General features: G+C 65.0%; 20 protein-coding genes. 14 read left to right on the top strand and 6 right to left on the bottom strand.

Translation table 11 applies throughout. The features are described 5' to 3' along the window. Window positions 1-61: 61 nt before the first annotated feature. Window positions 62-2,194: an FUSC family protein gene (locus AWB67_RS15145; protein ID WP_087657066.1), complete on the top strand. Its 2,133-nt coding sequence runs from the start codon at window positions 62-64 to the stop codon at window positions 2,192-2,194. Here the strand turns inward: AWB67_RS15145 and AWB67_RS15140 are convergent. Continuing rightward, window positions 2,151-3,062 (bottom strand): LysR family transcriptional regulator, encoded by a 912-nt coding sequence (locus tag AWB67_RS15140; RefSeq protein ID WP_087657115.1) that lies wholly within the window; start codon window positions 3,060-3,062, stop codon window positions 2,151-2,153. The genes AWB67_RS15145 and AWB67_RS15140 overlap by 44 nt on opposite strands. A gap of 105 nt (window positions 3,063-3,167) precedes the next feature. Here AWB67_RS15140 and AWB67_RS15135 point away from each other — a divergent pair, with 105 nt between their 5' ends. Continuing rightward, window positions 3,168-4,034, top strand: coding sequence for an NmrA family NAD(P)-binding protein (locus AWB67_RS15135; RefSeq protein ID WP_087657065.1), 867 nt, complete (start codon window positions 3,168-3,170; stop codon window positions 4,032-4,034). On the opposite strand, the gene AWB67_RS15130 is transcribed toward AWB67_RS15135, so the two are convergent. The 4 genes from AWB67_RS15130 to AWB67_RS15115 all read right to left on the bottom strand — a co-directional run bounded on the left by AWB67_RS15130 (window position 4,035) and on the right by AWB67_RS15115 (window position 6,610). After that, window positions 4,035-5,003 carry a ferritin-like domain-containing protein gene (locus AWB67_RS15130; protein ID WP_087657064.1) on the bottom strand — a complete coding sequence of 323 codons (969 nt, stop codon included), beginning with the start codon at window positions 5,001-5,003 and terminating at the stop codon, window positions 4,035-4,037. A gap of 264 nt (window positions 5,004-5,267) precedes the next feature. Then, entirely contained in the window at window positions 5,268-5,801 is a 534-nt protein-coding gene (locus AWB67_RS15125) for a nucleoside deaminase (protein ID WP_087657063.1), read from the bottom strand. Between the two features lie 34 nt (window positions 5,802-5,835). Then, complete coding sequence (locus AWB67_RS15120; RefSeq protein ID WP_087657062.1) at window positions 5,836-6,294, bottom strand: SRPBCC family protein; 459 nt, start codon at window positions 6,292-6,294, stop codon at window positions 5,836-5,838. Beyond that, complete coding sequence (locus tag AWB67_RS15115) at window positions 6,287-6,610, bottom strand: ArsR/SmtB family transcription factor (RefSeq protein ID WP_087657061.1); 324 nt, start codon at window positions 6,608-6,610, stop codon at window positions 6,287-6,289. Before AWB67_RS15115 ends, AWB67_RS15120 begins: the two co-directional genes overlap by 8 nt. A 46-nt stretch (window positions 6,611-6,656) precedes the next feature. Here AWB67_RS15115 and AWB67_RS15110 point away from each other — a divergent pair, with 46 nt between their 5' ends. The 4 genes from AWB67_RS15110 to AWB67_RS15095 all read left to right on the top strand — a co-directional run bounded on the left by AWB67_RS15110 (window position 6,657) and on the right by AWB67_RS15095 (window position 11,943). Next, on the top strand, window positions 6,657-7,883 hold the full coding sequence (locus tag AWB67_RS15110) for an epoxide hydrolase family protein (RefSeq protein WP_235025172.1): 1,227 nt from the start codon (window positions 6,657-6,659) through the stop codon (window positions 7,881-7,883). Between the two features lie 89 nt (window positions 7,884-7,972). Further along, a complete protein-coding gene (locus AWB67_RS15105; RefSeq protein ID WP_087657060.1) occupies window positions 7,973-9,196 on the top strand; it encodes an NAD(P)/FAD-dependent oxidoreductase in 1,224 nt (407 codons plus the stop codon). Window positions 9,197-9,247: 51 nt separating this feature from the next. Next, window positions 9,248-9,532, top strand: a complete 285-nt coding sequence (locus AWB67_RS15100) for a hypothetical protein (RefSeq protein WP_087657059.1) — start codon at window positions 9,248-9,250, stop codon at window positions 9,530-9,532. A 221-nt stretch (window positions 9,533-9,753) separates the two neighbouring features. Next, the gene (locus tag AWB67_RS15095) at window positions 9,754-11,943 is read left to right on the top strand and encodes a TonB-dependent siderophore receptor (RefSeq protein ID WP_087657113.1); all 2,190 of its coding nucleotides are present in this window, start codon (window positions 9,754-9,756) and stop codon (window positions 11,941-11,943) included. A 45-nt stretch (window positions 11,944-11,988) separates the two neighbouring features. Here AWB67_RS15095 and AWB67_RS15090 read toward each other — a convergent pair whose 3' ends face one another. Beyond that, window positions 11,989-13,371: an aminotransferase-like domain-containing protein gene (locus AWB67_RS15090; RefSeq protein WP_087657058.1), complete on the bottom strand. Its 1,383-nt coding sequence runs from the start codon at window positions 13,369-13,371 to the stop codon at window positions 11,989-11,991. Window positions 13,372-13,534: 163 nt separating this feature from the next. Between AWB67_RS15090 and AWB67_RS15085 the strand changes: the two genes are divergently transcribed. From AWB67_RS15085 to AWB67_RS15050, 8 genes are all read left to right on the top strand, one after another. Beyond that, window positions 13,535-14,818 carry a hydroxymethylglutaryl-CoA reductase, degradative gene (locus AWB67_RS15085; RefSeq protein WP_087657057.1) on the top strand — a complete coding sequence of 428 codons (1,284 nt, stop codon included), beginning with the start codon at window positions 13,535-13,537 and terminating at the stop codon, window positions 14,816-14,818. Beyond that, a complete protein-coding gene (locus AWB67_RS15080) occupies window positions 14,811-15,746 on the top strand; it encodes a hydroxymethylglutaryl-CoA lyase (RefSeq protein WP_235025171.1) in 936 nt (311 codons plus the stop codon). The genes AWB67_RS15085 and AWB67_RS15080 overlap by 8 nt, the downstream gene beginning before the upstream one ends. Window positions 15,747-15,798: 52 nt before the next feature. Then, the gene (locus tag AWB67_RS15075; protein WP_235025170.1) at window positions 15,799-16,278 is read left to right on the top strand and encodes a hypothetical protein; all 480 of its coding nucleotides are present in this window, start codon (window positions 15,799-15,801) and stop codon (window positions 16,276-16,278) included. After that, a complete protein-coding gene (locus tag AWB67_RS15070; protein WP_087657056.1) occupies window positions 16,278-17,663 on the top strand; it encodes a tripartite tricarboxylate transporter permease in 1,386 nt (461 codons plus the stop codon). The genes AWB67_RS15075 and AWB67_RS15070 overlap by 1 nt, the downstream gene beginning before the upstream one ends. 168 nt (window positions 17,664-17,831) lie before the next feature. Next, the gene (locus AWB67_RS15065; protein ID WP_125477602.1) at window positions 17,832-18,035 is read left to right on the top strand and encodes a hypothetical protein; all 204 of its coding nucleotides are present in this window, start codon (window positions 17,832-17,834) and stop codon (window positions 18,033-18,035) included. Between the two features lie 70 nt (window positions 18,036-18,105). Next, complete coding sequence (locus AWB67_RS15060) at window positions 18,106-20,487, top strand: penicillin-binding protein 1A (RefSeq protein ID WP_087657054.1); 2,382 nt, start codon at window positions 18,106-18,108, stop codon at window positions 20,485-20,487. Window positions 20,488-20,568: 81 nt separating this feature from the next. Further along, window positions 20,569-21,474: a LysR substrate-binding domain-containing protein gene (locus tag AWB67_RS15055; protein ID WP_087657053.1), complete on the top strand. Its 906-nt coding sequence runs from the start codon at window positions 20,569-20,571 to the stop codon at window positions 21,472-21,474. Between the two features lie 111 nt (window positions 21,475-21,585). Then, window positions 21,586-22,335: an SDR family NAD(P)-dependent oxidoreductase gene (locus AWB67_RS15050; protein ID WP_087657052.1), complete on the top strand. Its 750-nt coding sequence runs from the start codon at window positions 21,586-21,588 to the stop codon at window positions 22,333-22,335. Window positions 22,336-22,452: the final 117 nt, after the last annotated feature.

The raw sequence follows: 22,452 nt of genomic DNA, 5'->3' as shown, positions 1-22,452 counted from the left end.
GTCGCGGGCAGCGCGGTGCGCTCGCATGAAGCGAACGACCGCACGATTTCGAGGCCGATGCATGCGCTATCTGGACGACTTCCGCACCTGGTCGGCGACCGTGACGGGCCGCCACGCGCGGACGTGGTCCGCATTCCTCGACGCGCTCGCGCGGCGCCGCCCGGCGTGGATGTTGTCGCTGGCGTTTGCCGAGGCGAACCTGTCGGAAGGGCTGCGCGCGGCGTGCGCATCGACGGCGATGCTCCTGCTCGGTCAGTTGCTGCACGAGCCGGACTTTTCATACGCGGCGATCGGTGCCTTCTGGACCTGCCTCGCCGATGCCGCCGGTACCAACCGCATGCGCTTCGCATCGATGACGGCGTTCGCATTCCTCTCGACGCTCTGCGGCGGGTTGACCGCGTGGGCGTCCGGACTCGGCGCGGCGCCAGCGACCGCGGCAGTGCTGGTGTTTTCGATGCTCGGCGCAGGGGCGCGCATCTTCGGCGCGGCAGCATCGCAAGTGGCGATTCTCGGCGCGACGGCGTGCGTCGTGATGGTCGACCGGCCGATGCACGGCGGCGTGGAAGATGCGCGCTTCCTGCTGCTCTACTTCCTCGGCTGCGCGTTCGCGACGCTGCTCAGTTTCACCGTCTGGCGTATTCATCCGTTCGGCCCGCCCCGCGCGGCGCTGCGCGCGGCGTACCTGCGTCTCGCCGACATGGCGCGCGACTGCGCCCGCCTGCTCGAAAGCGATGACGCCGACGCAGCGCAATGGGCCGCGCATGCGTCGACGTTCCGGGGCCAGGCGCGCGGCGCGGTGGAAACGGCACGCGCGGCGCTCGGCAAAATGCCGTCAGCGCGCACGGACCGGCGCCTCACCTACGGCGATCTGCTGATTGCGCTCGCCAACAGCGAGCAGATCTTCGCGTACCTGATCGCCGTGACCGACACCTGCGAGCGCGGCCGCGACACGCTGCCGAATCCCCGTCGCGCGGCGCGCGCGTTGAACGGCATCGCGGCGACGCTGCAGCGCCTGGCCGAGATCGTGACCGGCGAGACCGGAGCGCCGTCGACGGAACCGCACGAGCGCCTGCACGCGCTCGGTAAGCGGCTCGACGCGGCGATCGGCGAGCGGACGTCGCTTGAATTCTGCACGGAGCCGGCCGAGGTCGAAGCGGCCGCGCCGCTCAAGGACTGGCGCGCCGCGTTGCTGAGTGTCCTGCGGCGCGCGGGCGAAACGGTGAAGGCGAATGCGTCGATCGAATCGATCGGGATGCGGCACGCGGCGCGCGTCGGTGTGGCGACGACGCTCGCGTTCCTCATCGTCCGCACGCTTCAGGTGCCGTTCGGCTACTGGGCGACGATGGCGACGCTTTTGATTCTCCAGCCGTCGCTCGCGACGAGCTGGACACGCAGCGTCGAACGCGCGGCGGGCAGCGTCGCTGGCGCGCTGTTCGCGGCCGGCCTCGGGCTGTTCGTGCATACGCCGCTCGCGATCTCGCTCTTCGTCTTCCCGCTCGTCTGCGCGACGATGGCGTTGCGCACCGTCAGCTATGCGCTATTCGTGTTCTTCATCACGCCGAGCTTCGTGCTCGTCGCGGACTTCGCGGCGAGCGTCGGCGCGGGCGAATTCGTGCACGCCGCGACGCGGCTCGGCAACAACGTGCTCGGCTGCGTGATCGCGCTCGCGGCGACGTTCCTCCTATGGCCGAGCCGCGAGCCCGCCAGCTTCGACGACAAGCTCGCCCGCGCGATCAGCGCGAATCTCGCTTACCTTGCAGCGGCACTCGCGCGGGCCCGCATCGCCGACGCCGAAATCGAACACGCACGGCGCGGGGCGGGGCTTGCGAGCAACAACGCGGAGGAGACGCTGGCGCGACTGCGGCTCGAACGGCTCAACACGTCTGCGACGGAGGAATTTGGCTCGACCGCGCTCGCGCTGTTGCGGCGCATCGCGGGGACGGCGACGCGCGCACGGCTCACCGTCGGCGTCGCGACGACCGACGAGCGTCTGGTCGCGTGGGTGCGCGCGGTCGCGCACGCGCTCGATGCAAGGCTCACCGCCAACGAACGCGCCGAAGCACTGCGCACGTTCCCGACGACACGCCTCACGCGTTTGGAAACCGACGCGGTGAATCAGGTGATCGTGTTATCGAACCTGCTGGAGCAGGCTAAGCATCATCCGCCTTCAGGACTTCAATCACGAAGTCGATGAACGCCCGCACTTTCGCCGCAGGCAAGTGGCGCGACGGATAAAGCGCATAGAGCGCGAACGACTCGCCCGTAAAGTCGCCGAGCAGTTCGACAAGGCGGCCTTTATCGATCAGTTCCTGCACGCCGCTCGCCTTGATGCGCGCAATGCCCGCGCCCGCGAGACACGCGCCGAGCAACGTGCCCGCATCGTTCACGAGGAGGCGCCCCGACGTCTTCGCCGGAATGACCTTGCGCCCCGACTTGTACGCCCATTCGAGCGGCTGCCCCGTCACCGTGCTGCGCATCTGGATGCACGCGTGATCGGCGAGATCGGGGGGCGTTTCGGGCTGTCCGTGCTTGCGGATATATGCGGGCGACGCGACCGTCACGGTGCGCGTATCGAGCAATTTTCGCGCGACGAGCGACGAGGCGGGCGGCTGTCCGAAGCGCACGGCAATGTCGAAACCCTCTGCGATCAGGTCGCCCAGTTGTTCACGCGACGCGAGTTCGAGCGAAATCTCCGGATAGCGGTCGAGGAACTTCGCGATGTGCGGAGCGAGCATCCGTCGCGAGAAGAACGGATCGACGTTCACGCGCAAGCGCCCGCGCACCGCTTCCGACGATCCCGCGGTGAGTGTCATCGCATCGCCGATGCCAGCAATCAAAGGGGCGATGTCTTCGTAGAGACGGCGGCCTTCGTCGGTGAGGGCGACCGAGCGCGTCGTGCGGTCGAAGAGACGCACGCCTATGCGAGACTCCAGCCGGCCGAGCGCGCGGCTCACGCCGGAAGGTGTCAGGCCCAGCGTCTCGGCGGCGCGCGCGAAGCTGCCGCTTTCCACGATCGCCGCGAGAACGCTGACGTTCGCGAGCATCCGTCCATCGAAATTCATGTTCATCACTCGTGATTCGAAGTCACTAATTATGTGACACGCAGTCGATTCCATCAACGGTCGCCGGCGCCTATCATGCACTCAGTCATCGAAAAGGAGTGAATCATGCATGCAATCACAGGCATCACCGGACAGGTCGGCGGGGCGCTCGCAGATGCGTTGTTGGCAGCGCAGCAGGACGTGCGCGCCGTCGTGCGCGACTCGGGCAAGGGACGTGCGTGGACCGAACGCGGCTGCGAACTCGCACTCGCCGATGTGACCGACGCGGCGGCGCTGACGAAAGCGGTCGAAGGCGCCGATGGCGTCTTCATTCTGCCGCCGCCCGAGTTCGATCCGGCGCCCGGTTTTCCGGAAGCGCGCGCCGTCATCGACTCCGTGATGACCGCGCTCGAAGCGGCTCGTCCGGGCAGGGTCGTGTGTCTTTCGACGATCGGCGCGCAGGCCACGCAATCGAACCTGCTGACACAACGCACGCTGATGGAACGCGCCTTCGCCGGTCTGCCGATGCCAGTCACGTTCCTGCGTCCTGCGTGGTTCATGGAGAACGCCGCGTGGGACGTGGCGTCCGCGCGCGATACGGGCGTGATCGCGAGTTTTCTGCAACCGCTCGACAAACCCGTGCCTATGGTCGCGACGGCGGACATAGGGCGCGTCGCCGCGCGGTTGTTGATGGATGATTGGAGCGGCCATCGCATCGTTGAACTGGAAGGACCGCAGCGCGTGACGCCCAACGACCTTGCCGCGACGTTCGCGCGCATCCTCGGTCGTCCGGTGAGTGCGGAAGCCGTCGAGCGCGAAACATGGGGCGCGCTATTTCGTTCGCAAGGCACCAAAGATCCGATGCCGCGCATCCAGATGCTCGACGGCTTCAACGAAGGCTGGATCGCGTTCGAACACGACGCGGCCGATATCGTGAAGGGCGACATCGGCCTCGAGTCCGTGTTGCGTGGTCTTGTCCAACGCGCACAATGATCACGAACTCATATGCAGCGTCCCGTTGACGCCCGCCGGGAAGAACCCGCCCTTGGTGGCCGCCGCGCTCGTGAGATACACGATGTTGAGCACGTCGCCGGGGCTGCGGCTGAACGCGAGGCCGTTCTGATCGAGCGGGACGATGTTGGCGATGTCGGGCGTCGCGCCGACGATGCCCTGGTCGTCGTCGACGGTGTTGTCGAGACTGTCGCGTGCGTCCGAAATCGCTCCGGCGGCTGTGCGCAGGCTCGGCGTCTGCAGGCCTTTCGCATAGAGCGTCGTGCGCACGATGCCCGCGTGATACGCCTCGGCCGCAAGGATGCCGGCCGCCGCTTCGAGATACGTCTTGTTCGTGATCAGCGGCGACGCGCCCTTGTACGCGGTCACGCCGACATCCTCGAAGATGAACGCGCCGAGCAGGAAGTTGTTGTCGTTCAGGTACGGATTGAACGCGACGCCCGCGCCGACCAGTCCCGCCGCGCGCGCCGCCGTCGAGAACGCGCCGTTCGGATCGGTGCCGCCGATATCGATCGCCGGTTGCGCCACCGCCGAGCCGCCCAACGCCGTGCGCAGGAAGGCGACGTGCTCCATCTCGTCGCGTGCGATCTCCTTCGCGTATTGCGCGACGAGCGGGTCCTGGAACGGCACCTGCGATCCGCCGATCACGGCGCCCTGCGTGCCTTGTCCGCCGAGCATGCCGGCGGGCAATCCGGCGCCCGTCACCGCGTACGCATAGAACTGCGCTTCCAGATATTCGAGGTTGAGCGCGAAGTTGAGGATCTCTTCGTCGGTTGGCGTGGTCGTGCTCGCCATCACGTTGCTGCCCGAGCCGCCGCCGCATGCGCTGATCAGCGTGCCGCCGATCAGACCGAGCCCCAGACCGCCAGCATTGCGAAAGAACTGGCGGCGTTGCGCGCGCCGCTCACCGCGGCGGTCCATCACACCCATTAGCACCGATGCATCGTTCATGGTCATCTCCTTCATGGATTCGCTGGTTGTCGGCATGCCTGCGAAGCAGCGCGCTCTGGGGACAAGAGACGGCCTTGCGCGATAGGACGATGTGGACTCGCGGGCGCGAAGCGGCATCGGTCGCGAACTTGCGCGAGCTTGTGTGCCGTCTTCAGATGCAATTACGAGCGCGCGATCCGGACGGATGCACGGCGATGGAGAAATAGTTTGACGGGGGAAAGATGTGCCGACGCGAGCGGGGGCGTCGGCAAGCGTTACGGTGCTTCAGCGTTTCGCCCAAAATTCGCGCTGCACGCGCAGCACTTCCTCTTCGACCTCGGCCACCGGCCCGATCAGATCAACGGTCTTCTGGCAGTGATCGAAGACATAGCGCGACGCGACGCTCATCGTCGGGTTCTCGGCGTGGTCGCCGGTGGCTTCGAGCAGGCGCGCTTCGGTCATGCCGAACACAACGCGGCCGATGTTCGCCCAGTACGCCGTCCCCGCGCACATGCAGCACGGCTCGACCGTCGTGTAGAGCGTGCAACTCCACAAATACTCTGGCGTGAAGTTGAGCGCCGCAACGCGCGCCAGTACCGACTCGGCGTGATTCACCGTATCGACGTTGCCTTGCTCCATCAGCACGCTCTCCTGATCCGGTCCGACGAGGATCGCGCCGAACGGATGATGGCCCATCAGCGTCGCGCGTTCGGCGACGGCGCTCGCGTGCCGCAGATGCCGCACGATCTGCTCGCGCGTGGGCGCGAGGCCTTGCGCGGGCCAGGTGTCGTTTGCGATGGAACGCGTGTCGATGCTCATAAGGTTCGCTCTCTGCCGGGCCGATGAAGGAGAGTCAGTCTACCTTCTTCGCAAACACGACTTCGCCCGTTTCGAGCAGCGACTTGAGGTTCGAGAGAATGCGCGGCCATCCGCCCGACACGGCGTGTATGAGCTTCGAATCGGCGCGGTCGATCGAATGGGTGATGGTCAGCTTCGTTGCGCCATCGACGGATTCGATCTCGTACACGCAGCGTGAGAAACCTTCGGCCGCCAGTTCCGGCTTGAACTCGTTGCGCCATTTCAGCACGAGGCGGCGCGGCGGATCGCTCTCCAGGACTTCGCCCGCATCCGCGACGCGGCCGTCCTCGAAAACCATGCGCCACGACGAGCCGGACTTCCAGTCGCTCTCCTGATGCATCCCGAACCAGTATTGCTTCACGAATTCGGGGCTCGTCAGCGCCGTCCATACCTTCTCGGGCGTGGTGCGGATGAACGTGACATAGACGAATGTGGAAGTGGGCGCGTCAGTCATGATCTTCTCCTTCGAGGGTCTTCTTGAGGTCGGACAGGGCGCTGAGTCTCGGCCGCTCGAACTTGCCGATCCAGCGCTCGGCGATCTCGTTGATCGGAACGGGATTGATGAAATGCAGCTTCTCGCGGCCGTGTCGCTGGCACGCGACGAGGTTCGCTTCTTCGAGGATCGCGAGATGCTTCGTGACCGCCTGACGCGACATGGCGAGGCCCTGACACAGATCGCCGAGCGTCTGGCCATTCTTCGCGTGCAACCGGTCCAGTAGCAGCCTGCGGCTTGGGTCCGCGAGAGCACGAAACACCGCGTCGTCGTTCATGCAATCATTATGCAACCATTTGGTTGCATGTCAAGGAGAACGTGATGTGTGCCTGATTTCGCGGGCGCTGATAATCTGCGATGTCACGCTCGTCGTCGATAAGGTGGGCCACGCCATGAACAACGCACCGATTCCATTTTCACTGCACGTCGCCGATGACGACATCGCCGATTTGAAGGCGCGCCTCGCCCGAACGCGCTTTCCGGATCAGGCGCCCGGCGACGCCTGGCAGTTCGGCACCGACGTGACGTATCTGCGCGATCTCGTCGACTACTGGCGTGACGGTTTCGACTGGCGCGCGCAGGAAGCCGCGCTCAATGCGTTCCCGCAATTCGAGGTCGGGCTGCACGGCATTCGTCTGCACTACCTTCACATCGAAGGCGACGGCCCCGCGCCGATGCCGCTTCTCCTTCTGCACGGCTGGCCCGGCTCGGTGTTCGAATTCCTCGAGATCATCCCGCGTCTCACCGATCCCGCGCGCTTCGGCGGCGATCCGCGCGATGCGTTCACGGTCGTCGTGCCGTCGTTGCCGGGGTACGGGCTCTCGTTCAGCCCGAACCAGCCGCGCTTCGACGTCCCCGCGATGGCCGATTGCGTCTTCGACCTGATGCGCGACGTGCTCGGCTACGCACGCTTCGGCGTGCAGGGCGGCGACTGGGGCGCGGCCGTCGCGAGCCGGCTCGCGTATGCGCGCGCGGAGGCGATCATCGGCGTGCATGTGAACCTGCTGTCGGCGGTGAGCCGCGATCCCGCCGCCTATCCGAACCCGACCGACGACGAGCGCCGCTACCTCGAAGAACTCGCGCGCTGGACGCAGGAAGAGGGCGGCTATATCGCGATTCAGGGAACGCGGCCGCAGTCGCTCGCGTTCGGTCTCACCGATTCGCCGGCCGGGCTCGCGGCGTGGATCGTCGAGAAATTTCAGGCGTGGTCGGATTGTGGCGGCGAACCCGAGCGCGCGATCAGCCGCGACCGCATGCTTGCCGATATCGCGCTCTACTGGTTCACGGGGTCGATCAACGCGTCGTTCTGGCCGTACTACGGGCGGCTGCACGGCGCGGTCATCCTGCCGCCGGGCGACACGATTTCGGTGCCCGCCGCTCACGCCGCGTTTCCGCGCGAAATGATTCGTCCGCCGCGCTCGGCCGCCGAGCGTGTGTTCACCGATTTGCGCCAATGGACGGTCATGCCGAAGGGCGGGCACTTCGCGGCGCTCGAACAGCCGGAGTTGCTTGCTGATGATGTGCGGACGTTCTTCGGAACGTTGCGTTAGGGTCGGGCCGGTGTTCGGGCGCGCGGGCAGGCCCTGGCGCGCTTTCAACTCGCGTAATTGAAGCCGACCGGCATTCATGGGAGACGCACATGAAGCGAATCGTGGTGATCGGAGCGGGTTTCGCCGGCCTGTGGAGCGCGGTCGGTGCGGCGCGCAAGCTCGACGAACTGCACGTGAGCGCGGACGACGTGGAGGTCGTCGTCGTGAATCCGACGGCATATCACAGCATTCGCGTGCGCAACTACGAGTCGCGGCTGGAAGAGACGCTCGTACCGCTCGCCGACGTGTTCGATCCGATCGGCGTTCGTCTGATCGAGGGCGTGGCCTCGCAAATCGACACGGTGAATCGCCGCGTGTCGGTCGATTCCACCGAGCCGCTCGAACTCGACTACGACCGCCTTGTATTCGCGGCAGGCAGCAAGCTCGTGCATCCCGCGATACCGGGCCTCGCCGACTACTCGTTCGACGTCGATACCTACGCCGGCGCCTGCAAGCTCCAGGCCCATCTGCACGCGTTACCGTCGCGCGCGGCGTCGGCGGGGCGCTATACGGCCGTGGTCGTCGGCGCGGGGCTGACGGGCGTCGAACTCGCCGCCGAGTTGCCAGCGCGGTTCTGCGGCATTGTCCCGGAGGCGGACCGTCAGGCGATCCGCGTGATCCTCGCCGACCGCTCGCCGAAAATCGGCCAGGCGATGGGCGGCGCCCAGCCCGTGATCGAACGCGCGATGCGCGAGCTGGGCGTCGAACTGCGGCCGGGCGTATCGCTCAAATCGCTTGATGCCGATGGCGTCGAGTTTAGCAACGGCGAGCGCGTCGAAGCCGCGACCGTAGCGTGGTGCGGCGGCATGCGCGCGAGTCCGCTCGCGGCGCAGTTTCCGGTCGCGGCGGACGGGTTCGGCCGCGTGCCCGTCGATGCATTCCTGCGCGTGGAGGGCGTCGCCGGTGCGTTCGCGGCCGGCGATTGCGCGTGGCTGCCGATCGACGGCGTGAGGCCCTCGGTGATGTCGTGCCAGCACGGCCGGCCGATGGGGCGCTACGCCGGCCACAACGTGGTGTGCGATCTATACGGCCTGCCGATGCTGCCGCTTCAGATCGACTGGTACACGACGATTCTCGACCTCGGTCCGTGGGGTGCCGTCTACACGGAGGGATGGGACCGGCACCTCGTATCGGAAGGCGAGGCGGCGAAGCGCACGAAGCAGACGATCAATTGCGATCGCATCTACCCGCCGCGCACGCGCGTGCGCGAGGACATTCTTCAGGCCGCCGCGCCCATCGTGCAGACGCCGCCGAAGACGATGCGCGCGATCTAGCCATCGGGCGCAGCGGTTGCTGCGGATCCGTGAGACTTCACGGAGCAAAACATGCAATCGACGATGAAACACGCGGCATCCGCGCTGCTGCTGGCCGCGCTTTCGGCCGGAGCGCTCGCGCAAGGCATGAACAGCACCGACAAGGGCGGCGATGGCCGCGCGGCAGGCGTGGGCGGCGGCGCAGGCGCGGCGGGCCAGGCCGGCACCGACCCGGCGACCCTCACGCGCACCGAAGAACAACGCGTCGCGAAACAGAAAGACAAAGCCAAAAAAGGCGCGCCGACCATCAAGCCCGGATCCGGCACCGATACGCGCTACGGCGCCGGAAGCAACTGAGAACCCCACCTGGACGCCCGGCGCAAGTCCGGGAGACGCCTATCTAGGGCGTTGTATTTTTGTAAAAAAATGTTGTAAATGCGAATCAGTTTCATCTATGATTGCGCTCGCCATCTTCGTTTCACCACCGCTTTCAACCACTGTTAATTCACGCGCTACGAGCGATGACGCCCAGCTATCCCAAGGCTGCGCGGCGTACGCCCCTGCCCGACCAAAAAAACATGCAGACTTCTTCCGTCGCCAGCCGTCTGGCGTTTGTGCGCGCCACACGCCGTACTCCGTCGCTTCTCAGTGCCGCGCTCATGGCGAGCGTGGGCATTTCGCTCTCGACGCTCTCGTCCGCTGGCTGGGCGCAAGACGCCGCCGCCGCGACGACCGCCGATTCGACGACGCTGCCCGCCGTGAGCGTCACGGCATCGCGCGAGAGCGCCGTCGTGCCGACCGACACCGTCAACGCCGGCGCACTGGGCGCGCGCAAACAGGTCGATACGCCGTTTTCGACGGTCGTCGTGTCGAGCGAAGAGGGCGAGGACATGTTCGCGACGACCGCGAACGACCTCTTCAAGTACGACCCGGCCGTGTCGAACATCAGCAACAACGCGATCGCCGAGAACGCGATGTTCACCGTGCGCGGCATCCCGATCGATACGCTGAACGGCATCAAGGTCGACGGCCAGAGCTTCCCTTCGTGGGACACGGACCTGTCGCTCGAACCGTTCGAGCAGGTGCAGTTGCTGAAGGGCCTGTCGGGCTTCATGTACGGCTTCGGCGCGCCGGGCGGCATCGTGAACTACGTGCTCAAGCGTCCCACCGACGATCCGTATCGCAGCGTCTCGATCGGCTATCAGTCGGCGGGCGTGTTCAGCGAGAAGATCGACGTGGGCGGGCGCGTCGGCACCGACAAGCGCTTCGGCTATCGCGTGAACCTCGTGAACGAAGAGGGCAACACGGCCGAGGCGAACGGGCATCTGCGTCGTCAGGTGGCATCGGGTGCGTTCGACTTCCGCATCACGCCGGACCTCGTGCTTTCCGCCGATGCGTTCTATCAGAAGCGCAAGACCAACGGCACGCTGTTCGGCCTGCTGTTCGGCTCGGGCCTCGGCATTCCCGATGCGAGCCAGGTCACGCACCAGTTGACGCAGCCGCAGAACTGGTACGAGACCGAGATGGCGTCGTTCGGCGCGGGCCTCGACTATCGCTTGAGCGAGAACTGGCACGCGAGCCTGAAGTATCGTTTCGCGAAGGAGAACCGCTACAACTCGGACAGCCTGCTGTACGTGTTCGACAGCGCGGGCAACTACTCGAACACGCTGTACGCGGCACTCACGCGCTACTTTTACCAGAACGTCGATGCGATGGTGCAGGGCCAGTTCTCGACGGGCAGTATCAAGCACGATGTCGTGTTCGGCGCGGGCTATCAGGCGCAGGTCAGCGAGTACGACAACAGCGAGGGCTGGAACGTCGGGTACCCGCTCGGCGAGAGCAACATCTACGGCAGCACGCTGCTGACGAACGATGCCGTGCATATCGGCGGGAACCTGTATCGCCAGTCGCTCACGACGCAGACCGCCGTCTACGCCAGCGACACCGTGCAGTTCAACTCGCGCTGGTCCGCGCTGGTCGGCTTGCGCTACACGCAGTATCGCCAGCACACATACGATCCGACGGGCGCGGTGGCATCGCAATACGATGCCGATCCGGTCACGCCGACCGTCGCGCTGATGTTCAAGACCGACCCGTATTCGACGGTCTACGCGAGCTATGTGGAGTCGCTCGAACAGGGCGGGTCGGCGTCGAACACGAACGTCAATTTCCCGGCGCAGTTCGGGCCGCTGAAGAGCAAGCAGTATGAAGTGGGCTTCAAGACGGATCGCCAGAAGTGGGGCGCCAATATCGCGCTCTTCCGCGTCGATCAGGGCTACAACTACACGAACTCGCAGAACGTGTACGTGCAGAGCGGCACGAAGCGCTACACCGGTCTCGATGCAAGCGGCTGGGTTCAACTGGCGAGCGACTGGCGTCTGCTCGGCGGCGTGATGTGGCTCAATACGAAGGCGGTCGACGTCGACGATCCGACGATCGAAGGCAACCGTGTCTACGGTGCGCCGCGCTTTACCGCAACGGGCCGAGTGGAGTACAACCCGTCGTATCTGCGTTCGCTGACGGTGGCGCTGGGCGGCAAGTACGTCGGCAACATGGCCGTCGATGCCGCGAATACGCAGTACGTGCCGGGCTATGTGATCTATGACCTGAGCGGTCGCTATGACACGCGCATCGCGGGCAAGGACGTGACGCTGCGCGCGGGTATCAACAACCTGCTGAATCGTCGCTACTGGACGACGGCGTGGGGCTACTACGTGGTGCCGTCGGCGACGCGGACGGCGGTGGCGAGCGCTACGCTGCAGTTCTGAAAATGATGGTGTGGCAAAAGCGTGCGGGCTTGCTCGCACGCTCATTCATCGACACCGCTCCAACGCCTTCACAAACCGCTCATCCCCGAGATAAGCGACATTGAACCGGCACCACTTCGAAGCGCCATCCGCATGCGCGGAGAAGATGGTCCCCGGCGCCAGAATGACGTTGTGCTCCAGCATCTTCCTCGCGAGTTCGATCGAATCGTCGTGCCCGGGTAGCGCAGCCCACAGATAAAGGCTCTGTTCGCTGACCTTGTAGATCTCGGCCCCCAGCTTGCCGAGCGCGGCAACGCCCGCCGCCGTCGCGCGCCTGAGCCGCTCCTGCAACCGGTTCGTATGGCGCAGGAAATGCCCGTCGCTGACGATGGCATCGAGCGTGCGCTCGCAATACTCCGAACTGCTTACGTGAATCAGCATCTTCACATCGGCGAGATCGCTTGCGAGATTCGCATCGCACGCGAGAAATCCCACTCGTAGCGCTGCGGAAACCGACTTCGAAAAGCTCCCGATATAGATCGTGCGCCGCAACTGATCAAGCGCGGAAATCCGCATGGCCGAGCGCGGCTTGAGATCAGCGAGCGCATCGTTCTCGACCACGATCAAGTCGTGCGCCTCCGCCAGTTGCAGGATGCGATGCGCCTTGGCGGCGCTGGTATCGGTGGCGGTGGGATTGTGTCCGACCGATTGCGTGAAGAAGAGCTTCGGCCGATGCGTCTTGAGCTTTTCCTCCAGCGCAGCGATATCCGGCCCGTCGATGCCACGCGGCACGCCGACGATATTCGCCCCGCTCAGCTTCAGCTTGCCGAACAGCGCGTAATACCCCGGATCGTCGACGAGCACGGCATCGCCCGGCCGCACGAAATAGCGGACGACCATGTCCATCGCCTGATTGGCGCCGTGCGTCATCACGATCTGTTGCGGCGCCGCTTCGATCTCGTAGCCCGCGAGCTTCTGCTGCAAATGCTGCCGCAACGGCAGATACCCGAAGCGGCTCCCATAGCGAAACAGCGACGCGACACCCGTGCGCACCACGCGCTGATGAAAGTGGTCGAGCCGCGTCTCCTCGAGCCATTCGACCGGCGGAAATCCTTCGCCCAGATTCAGCACACCGGGCTTGCTCTGCAACTGCTCGCGCATGAGCCAGACAGAATCCATCGCGCGATCGAGCGTGCGCGTGTCCTCGTCGTGCTGTGGAGCCTTGCCCGCGCTCGCCACGAAAAATCCCGCTCCGCGACGCGGCTCGATCAGGCCGTTCGCCGCGAGCGCATCGAATGCGCTGATGACGGTGTTTTTCGAGCAGCCGTTCGCCTCAGCATATTCCCTAATGGAGGGCAGTTTGTCGCCGGCGCGCAGGAGGCCTTCGGCGATCTGTCTGCTCAAATTGTCCGCCAGCACGCCAGACAGGCTCTTCTTCTCGCCGCGCATGACCTCGAATCCTCCCTATTGACGCGTGACTGTTTTGGGTACAGTACGCAGACTGTCTTCCCGAATTGTACCTTTCATATGGGTACAGTCCGCCTATTATTCGCTCAACCGCCGAATGCCCGCAAGTCCGCCGGCACGGCGCCCCATCAGGAGAGGAAGACACATGATCGATTCGAAACTGCCGAACTTCCGGACGATGTCGCCCGCGGAACGCCTCGGGCACATCGCACGCGCCGTCGAACTGGACGACGCCGAGCATGCGTTGCTCGCGAACCCCGGCGCGCTATCGCTCGAGACGGCGAACGGCATGATCGAGAACGTGATCGGCACGTTCGAACTGCCGATGGCCGTCGCCGGCTACTTCCAGATCAACGGCTGCGACGTGCTTGTGCCGATGGCGGTCGAAGAGCCGTCGATCGTCGCCGCGGCGTCGTATATGGCGAAGCTCTCGCGCGAGGCCGGCGGCTTTCGCACGTCGAGCACCGGGCCGCTGATGCGCGCGCAGGTGCAGGTGATCGGCGTGTCGGACCCGTACGGCGCGCGCCTGTCGATCCTCAAGCATCGCGATGAACTGGTCGAACTCGCGAATGCGCGCGACAAGGTGCTGATCGGCCTCGGCGGCGGCTGCCGCGACATCGAAGTGCACGTGTTCCCCGACACGCCGCGCGGCGCGATGGTGGTCGCGCACCTGATCGTCGACGTGCGCGACGCGATGGGTGCGAACACGGTCAACACGATGGCGGAGTCGGTGGCGGGTCGCATCGAGGAAATCACGGGCGGCAAGGTGCGGCTGCGCATCCTGTCGAATCTCGCCGACTTGCGCCTTGCACGCGCCCAGGTCCGCTATTCCGCCGAGACGCTGAAGACGAAAGAGTATTCGGGCGAGGACGTGATTGCCGGTGTCGTCGATGCGTGCCTCTTCGCGGCGATCGATCCGTATCGCGCGGCGACGCACAACAAGGGCATCATGAACGGCATCGATCCCGTGATCGTCGCGACGGGCAACGACTGGCGCGCGGTCGAGGCGGGTGCGCATGCATACGCGAGCCGAAACGGGCGCTACACGTCGCTCACGACGTGGGAAGTGGCGAACAACGGCGACCTCGTCGGCACGATCGAGATGCCGATGCCGGTCGGACTCGTCGGCGGCGCGACCAAGACGCATCCGCTCGCGCGCCTCGCGTTGAAGATCATGGATGTGAAGTCGGCGCAGGCGCTCGGCGAAGTCGCAGTCGCAGTCGGGCTCGCGCAGAACATGGGCGCGTTGCGCGCGCTCTCGACCGAAGGCATCCAGCGGGGCCACATGGCGCTGCACGCGCGCAACATCGCGCTCGCAGCGGGCGCGACGGGCGGCGACGTCGACTGGGTCGTCAGGAAGATGGTGGCCGCGAAGAACGTGAGCGTCGACTATGGCATGAGCCTGCTTCAGGGGCCGCGCGATGCGTGATGCCGCGTTGATGCCTGCGCGCGTGCGCATCGTCGAAGTCGGTCCGCGCGATGGCCTGCAGAACGAGCCGTCGCCGGTATCGGTCGAGGTGAAGGTCGGCTTGATCGAGCGCCTGATCGATGCGGGCGTCACGTATGTCGAGGCCGCTTCGTTCGTCTCGCCGAAGTGGGTTCCGCAGATGGCCGACGGCGCCGATGTGCTCGCGCGCATCGGTCGGCGCGAAGGCGTGACGCTCGCCGCGCTCGTGCCCAACGTGAAGGGGCTCGAAGCGGCGCTGCAAGCGAATGTTGAAGAGGTGGCGGTATTCGCGGCGGCATCGGAGACGTTCTCGCAGAAGAACATCAATTGCTCCATCGATGAAAGCCTCGCGCGCTTCGCGCCGGTGATCGCGGCGGCGCGCGAAGCTGGTGTGCGGGTGCGTGGCTACGTCTCGTGCGTGCTCGGCTGCCCGTTCGAAGGCGCGATCGATCCGCATGCGGTCGCGAACGTCGCGCGGCGTCTCTTCGAGATGGGATGCTACGAGATCAGCCTCGGCGACACGATCGGCGCGGGCACGCCGCGCAAGACAGAAGCGCTGATCAATGCGTGCACGGAAAGCATTCCAGTGACAGCGCTGGCCGGACATTTCCACGATACGTGGGGCATGGCGATCGCCAACGTGAACGCGGCGCTCGCATGCGGTGTCGCGACCTTCGACAGCTCGGTTTCCGGCATCGGCGGCTGTCCGTATTCGCCGGGCGCGACGGGCAACGTCGCGACGGAGGACGTCGTCTATCTGTGCGAGGAGATGGGTATCGGAACCGGCATCGATCTGTACAAACTCGCCGATGCCGGCGCGTTCATTTCGCAGGCGTTGAAGCGCGAGACGTCGTCGCGTGTTGCGCGTGCGATCGAAGGAAAGCGTCGTCGTGAGGCGTGCGGTACTTGAAGACAAAAGCCCGCGTTTTCGCGGGCACCGATAACTCCACAAGGAGGAGACGATGGAACAACGCAGGGTCAGGCAAGACGGCTATCAGCTCGTCGAGATATGGGGCGATACCGTCGATACGCGGCATCTCGCGTGGTCGGTCGCGATCGGCATCGTGGTGAGCCTTGGGGCGTTTTTCGTGGCGAGCCGCGTGCTCGCAGCATACGTCCACGATCCGGCGATGGCGCGCGCCTACGCGATGCTCGTCGGCCTCGGCGGCTGCCTTGTCGCGGGCGTCATCTGCGCGAGGCTCTTCAAGCCGAAACGCGAGGTGATCGAGGAAGCGATCGGCACGGCCGGACGCGAAGAAGTGTTGGCGCAGCTCGCGGCGGAAGCGGGTGGCCTGGGGCGCGTGGCGGACCTGCCGCCGGCGGTTGTCGCCGAGATGAAGGAACTCGGCCTCTACGACCTCTTCGCCGATTACGAAAAACACGACGTGCCGCCCGATACGAAAACGCCCGTTCTTCACGCCAGCCGCGAAGGAGTCATCTGATGGAACATCTGCTTTCGCAATTCATCGCCGCGCTCTCGATGGGGTTGATCGGCGCGATCGTCTTCTCGGGCATCGGCCTCATCTCGGGCACCGACGAGACCACCACGCTCGCGCCGCTCACGTTGCTCGTGGTGCTGCTCGGCGTGCCGCCCGTCGGCGTGTTCTCGTTCTTCATGGCGGGCGCCGTGTCGAAGCACATGACGCACGCGATCCCGACCGCGCTGCTCGGCATCCCCGGCGACACGCTCGCCACGCCGCTCCTTCAGCAAGCGACGATGCTGCGCAATCTCGGCGTGCCGCACATCGCGCTGCGCAAGATGATCTCGGGCGCGATCGTCGCGGCGTTCGTCGCGGTGCCGCTCGCCGTGCTCTTCGCCGTGCTGCTCGCGCCGTTCGGTCCGACGATCACGAAGGCCGCGCCGTGGGTCTTTCTCGCGGCTGCGCTTGCTATCGCGTACTTCTCGTCGGGACGCTGGGCGTCGGTGCTGCTGCTCGTGCCGTTCGTGCTGGTGATCGTCGGCTTGCAGGCGTTGACCGGCAAGTATGGCGTGAAGCTGAGCGTGAGCTACTTTCTCGGCATCGCAATCGGACCGTTGATCGCCGACCTGTTTTCGATCCTCTCGCCCGCCGACCGTGCCCGCATGAAGCGCGAGCGCGTGCGCACGTTCTCGCTGGCCCCCGATGTGAAGAGCTGGAGCGGCTACTTTCCGAACCCGCTGAAGGTGCTCGACAAACAGCAGCGCGGCTGGGTCGCCGCGACTGCCGCGATCTCGAGCGCGACGTTCGTATTCAGCCCGGTCGCGATGACGGTCGTGCTCGGCGAACTCGTCGGGTCGCGCGTGAAGCATGCGTATCACCGTCTCACCACCGTGATTTCCGCACGCAACGGTGTGACCGAAGCGACGTATATCGCCGAGGCGCTAATCCCGCTGATCGCGTTCGGCTTGCCGCTGAGCCCGGTGGCCGCTGGTCCCGCCGCGCCGCTCTTCAATGCGCCGCCGCGCTTCTTCGTCGATTCGGCGACCGGGCAGATCAACAACCTGCACACGCTGATGACGACCTGGGAGTTCCTTGGTTATGGTTTGCTCGCCGTCGTGCTGGCCGCGCTGATCGCGTATCCGCTGTCGATGCATTACGCGCATCGCGCCGCATCGTTCGTCGCGCGCAAGCTGAGCCACGAAGCGATCATCGCGACGTTCGTCGGGCTGATCGTCGTGATCAGCGTGTGGGAAGGGCAACTGCTCGGCCTGCTAGTGATCCTGACGGTGGGTCTGCTCGGCGGCTTGCTCTCGCGCAACTTCGGGTTCAATACCGGCGTGCAGTTCATGGGCTACTACACGGCCGTGCTCAGCGTGCCTGCGTTGACCAAGCTGATCGGTGGGTAACGCGCGGCTTGCACGGCAGTCGTCGAGTAAGCCGTGGACAAAAGATGTTCCAATATAACGGCCGTGTGATAACGAACATCACCGATCTTCAGTCTCAACTTTTGGGTTGCAGCGGCCGTAAACAAGGGCATGGAATACGACAACGACATGCCTGCGGGTGCCTACGAAATGGCGATCATCGATGCGGATATCCGGCACGTCCGCTCGGCCGTGCTGCGCTCGCTCGGCGATCAATCCGGCAATCCGGCGCTCGGCGCCGAGTACTGGCGGCGCCGCCTGAATCAGCTGATGAGCGTTCAGCATTTATCGAGGGCGCATCTGCGACAGGTGGATGCGCTGCTCGCGATTCTCGATTGCGGCGCCCGGCGATGAATCCATGAAGAACGGCTTGCGTGCGATCGTTTGGTAGCATGCAGCCTTTCTCAGTTGCCGGTATGCCAGTGTGAAGCACGCAGACGTATCCGTTGTTCGAGACCTTTTTGCACGGTCCATCGCCCGCATCAAGCCCTACGCCGCCCGCGCACTGACGCGCCTGAGGCATCCCACGCGACGCGACTTCGCCTGGACGGCCGCCGCCGTACCGGCGCTCGTGCTGCTCTATGTGCTGATCCTGATTCCGTTTACGCCGGGTATCGGCGATCTTCGCAAGGCGAAGGTCGAGCAGCCCGCGCAGATTCTCTCCGCCGATGGCAAGCTGCTCGCCGAGTTCAAGCCCACGAACCGCGAATGGGTCAAGCTCGCCGATGTCTCGCCGCACGTGGTCGACGCGCTCGTCGCGACCGAAGACCATCGCTTCTATCAGCATCACGGGCTCGACTTCCGGCGCACCGCATCGGCGGCGCTGCATACGTTTTCGGGGAACCGACAGGGCGGCTCGACGATCACGCAGCAGCTCGCGCGCAATCTCTATCCCGACGACATCGGCCGCTCGCAGACCATCACGCGTAAGGTGAAGGAAGCGATCACGGCGTTCAAGATCGAAGCGGTCTATACGAAGGAAGAGATCCTCGAGACGTATCTCAACACGGTGCCGTTCCTCTACAACGCATACGGCATCGAGATGGCGGCGCGCACGTACTTCGACAAGTCCGCCGGCAAGCTCGACGTCACCGAGAGCGCGACGCTCATCGGCATGCTCAAGGGCAACAGCTACTACAATCCGGTGATCAACCCTGAGCGCGCGCTGCAGCGGCGCAACATCGTGCTCGCGCAGATGGTCAAGTTCGGTCATCTCGCGCCATCCGCGTATGAGTCGCTGAAACGCCGGCCGTTGCGCGTCGATTTCGAGCGGCAACTGGAAGCCCCCGGCCGCGCGCCGCATTTCGCGCAGCAGTTGCGCAAGTGGCTGATCGCCTGGGCCGACGACAACGACTACAACATCTATTCCGATGGGCTCGTCGTGCGCACGACCATCGATTCGCGCTTGCAGGCGATGGCGACGCAGGCCGTCGTGTGGCAGGGCAATCAGTTGCAGTCGATCGCCAACGCGGCATGGGGTGCGCATGCGGGATGCAACGCTGGCAACGCGGATCTCGTGCATGCGTTCGTGCGCGAGACGCCCGAATATCGCGCGGCGCGCGACATGGGTCTCACCGACGACGATGCGATGAAACGCTTCGCCTCCGACCGCGGTTTCATGCGCACGCTATGCGAAAACAAGACGCGCATGCAGGCGGGCTTCCTCGCACTGGACCCGCGCAATGGGCAGATCAGGGCATGGGTCGGCAGTCGCGACTTCAGCCAGGACCCGTTCGATCACGTTTCGCAGGCGCGCCGTCAGCCCGGTTCAACCTTCAAGCCGTTTGTCTACGGCGCGGCCTTTGCGCAAGGATCGAAGCCTGAAGACACGCTGATCGATCAGGCGGTCGAAATCCCGCTTGCGGGCGGCGAAATCTGGCGTCCCACCGACGATGCGCCGCCGAGCGGCCGGCCCGTCACGCTGCGCGACGGCATCGCGTATTCGAAGAACCGCATCACTGCGCAACTGATGCAGAACGTCGGGCCGGCGAAGGTCGCGAGACTCGCGCGTGGGATGGGTGTGCGCGACAGCAGGCTCGACGTCGTCCCGTCGCTCGCGCTCGGCACGAGCCCGGTGACGCTCAAGGAAATGGTCGCGGCATATGGGACGATCGCGAATGGCGGCGGCCGCATCGATCCCGTGCTGGTGACGCGCATCGAAGATCGCAAGGGCGAGGTGCTGGCGCAATTCGAGCCCGCGAAACCCGAGCAGGTGTTGTCCGCCGAAGCCGCGCAGGAACTGCTCGACGTAATGCGCGACGTGATCAATCGCGGGACGGGCACGAGCATTCGCAGCCGATTCGGCATACGCGGCGACGTGGCGGGCAAGACCGGCACGACGCAGGACAACGCCGACGGCTGGTTCATCCTGATGCATCCGCAACTCGTGGCGGGAGCGTGGGTCGGCTTCAACGATAGCCGCGTCACGCTTCGCAGCGACTACTGGGGGCAGGGCGCGCATAGTGCGCTGCCGATCGTCGGCGACTTCTTTCAGCGCTCGTTGCGCTCCCGCCTGATCGACCAGCGGGTGCGCTTCGTGAAGGAAGAGCCGCATGGCACGTTCGGCGCGTGGATCGCCGATGCGCGCGCGTGGTTCGACAAGCTGTTTCCCGCGAAGCCTGCGCCTCCGGTGCCACAGGCGAAGGCGCGGCCTCCGGTGCGTCATGCGCCGGTAGTTCAACAAGAAGCGCCGGAAGCGCCTTCAGAAGCGCCTGAATTGCCGCCGATTATTCCGTCGATGCCTGAAGTGACTGAGCCTGCTGAAACCTCCATCAAATCGCCCGCAAGCGCACCCGAAACACCATGAGCGATGAATGCGCATGCAGCGATACACTAGCGTTCGAAGCCCGCCAGCCGGCCACTCTTGCGAACCAGGTGTTGAACGACAATGCGCATTCCACCGCTCAAAGCCATCATCGCATTCGAAAGTGTCGCGCGCACGAAGAGCGTCAACCGGGCGGCCGACGAGCTTGGCCTCACGCCCTCCGCTGTCAGCCATCAGATTGCGAATCTCGAATCAGCGGTCGGCCGCGCCTTGTTCACGCGACTCGGACGCGGTCTCGTCCTGACCCCCACAGGCCAGCAATATCTCGCCGATGTCACCGGCTCGCTCGCCGATCTCAGCCGCGCGACGGAGCGCGCATCATCGCAAACGGGCGTCGAAATCCTGCGCATTCATTCGAGCCCGAGCTTCGGCCTGATGTGGCTGCTGCCGCGGCTCGCGTCGTTTCAGGAAGCCAACGGCGATATCCAGCTGAACCTCGCGTGCTCGTATGAGGATGTGTCGTTCACGTCGGGCTATTACGACGTCGATATCCGCCACGGCTACGCGCACTGGACCGATGTTCACGTGAAGACGCTGCGCAACGAGTTCGTCGCGCCGCTCGCGTCCAGGGATTATCTCGAACGCTTTCCCGTGAACAAGCCCGACGACCTGCTCGAGCGGCGCCTGATCTTCTCTGAAACGCCGCTCGTGCAGTGGCAGCAATGGTTCGGCAAGTTCGGCGTCGCGGTGACGCGCAAGGCGTTCGATTTCTCCTTCGACCGCTCGTACATGTCGCTCGAAGCGGCGGCGCTCGGTCACGGCATCGCGCTCGAAAGCACGATGCTCGCATCGGTCCATCTCGAACGCGGTTCGCTCGTGCCGGTCTTCGATCGCAGCTTTGCTGTGGAGGTCGGCGCGCATCACCTCGTTTACCCTTCCCAGAACGCGGATCTGCCGCGTGTCGCCCGGTTCCTTGCATGGGCCGAGAACCAGGTCGCGCGCGGCGCGACGCCACATCAGGCCCGATGATCCGCCGATACCTGAAAATTTTTCAACGATAGCTGAGCCAATCTGCGTTGATCGCGTTGGTGCTTGCGCCGAAACTGCGCCTACACCAACCCAACGATCAATGGAGACAACATGTTGCTCGACAGCAAAGTGGTACTCGTAACCGGCGCAGCATCGCCGCGCGGCATCGGCAAGGCGACCGCGAAGGCGCTGGCCGCACAGGGCGCACGCGTCGTGATCCTCGACCTGCGACTCGAAGATGCAGAGAGCGCGGCAAGCGATCTCGGCGAAGGCCACCTGGGCCTCGCCTGCGATGTGACCGACAAGAAGGCCTGCATTGCGGCAGCGACCGCCGTGCTCGAAAAATACGGTCGCATCGACGCGCTCATCAACAACGCCGGCATCACGCAGCCGCTCAAGACGATGGACATCGAAGCGGCCAACTTCGATGCCGTCGTCGACGTGAACCTGCGCGGCACGCTCTACATGTCGCAAGCGATCATCCCGCAGATGCGCGAGCAAAAGAGCGGGAGCATCGTGTGCATGTCGTCGGTTTCCGCGCAACGCGGCGGCGGTATCTTCGGCGGCCCGCACTACAGCGCCGCGAAGGCGGGCGTGCTCGGCCTCGCCCGTGCGATGGCGCGTGAACTCGGCGCGGACAGCATCCGCGTCAACTCGATCACACCGGGCCTCATCCAGACCGACATCACCGGCGACAAGCTCACGCCGGAGATGCGCACCGACATCATCAAGGGCATTCCGCTTGGCCGCCTCGGCGACGCGAACGACGTCGCGAACGCATGCCTGTTCCTCACGAGCGACCTGTCGACATATCTCACGGGTATTACGCTCGACGTCAATGGCGGGATGCTGATTCACTGAGGTGTCTTTCGTCGCGTTCCGCAGCGGAACGCTATATGCACCCGGACAAACATCCGGGGCAACATGGTTGCGATAAATCAGCATGGGACCAAAGTAAGGCGCTAAAGCGCCAACTCT

It is taken from the genome of Caballeronia terrestris (assembly GCF_001544515.1).
GTDB lineage: Bacteria > Pseudomonadota > Gammaproteobacteria > Burkholderiales > Burkholderiaceae > Caballeronia > Caballeronia terrestris.
This window is presented reverse-complemented; position numbering and strand designations above follow the sequence as displayed.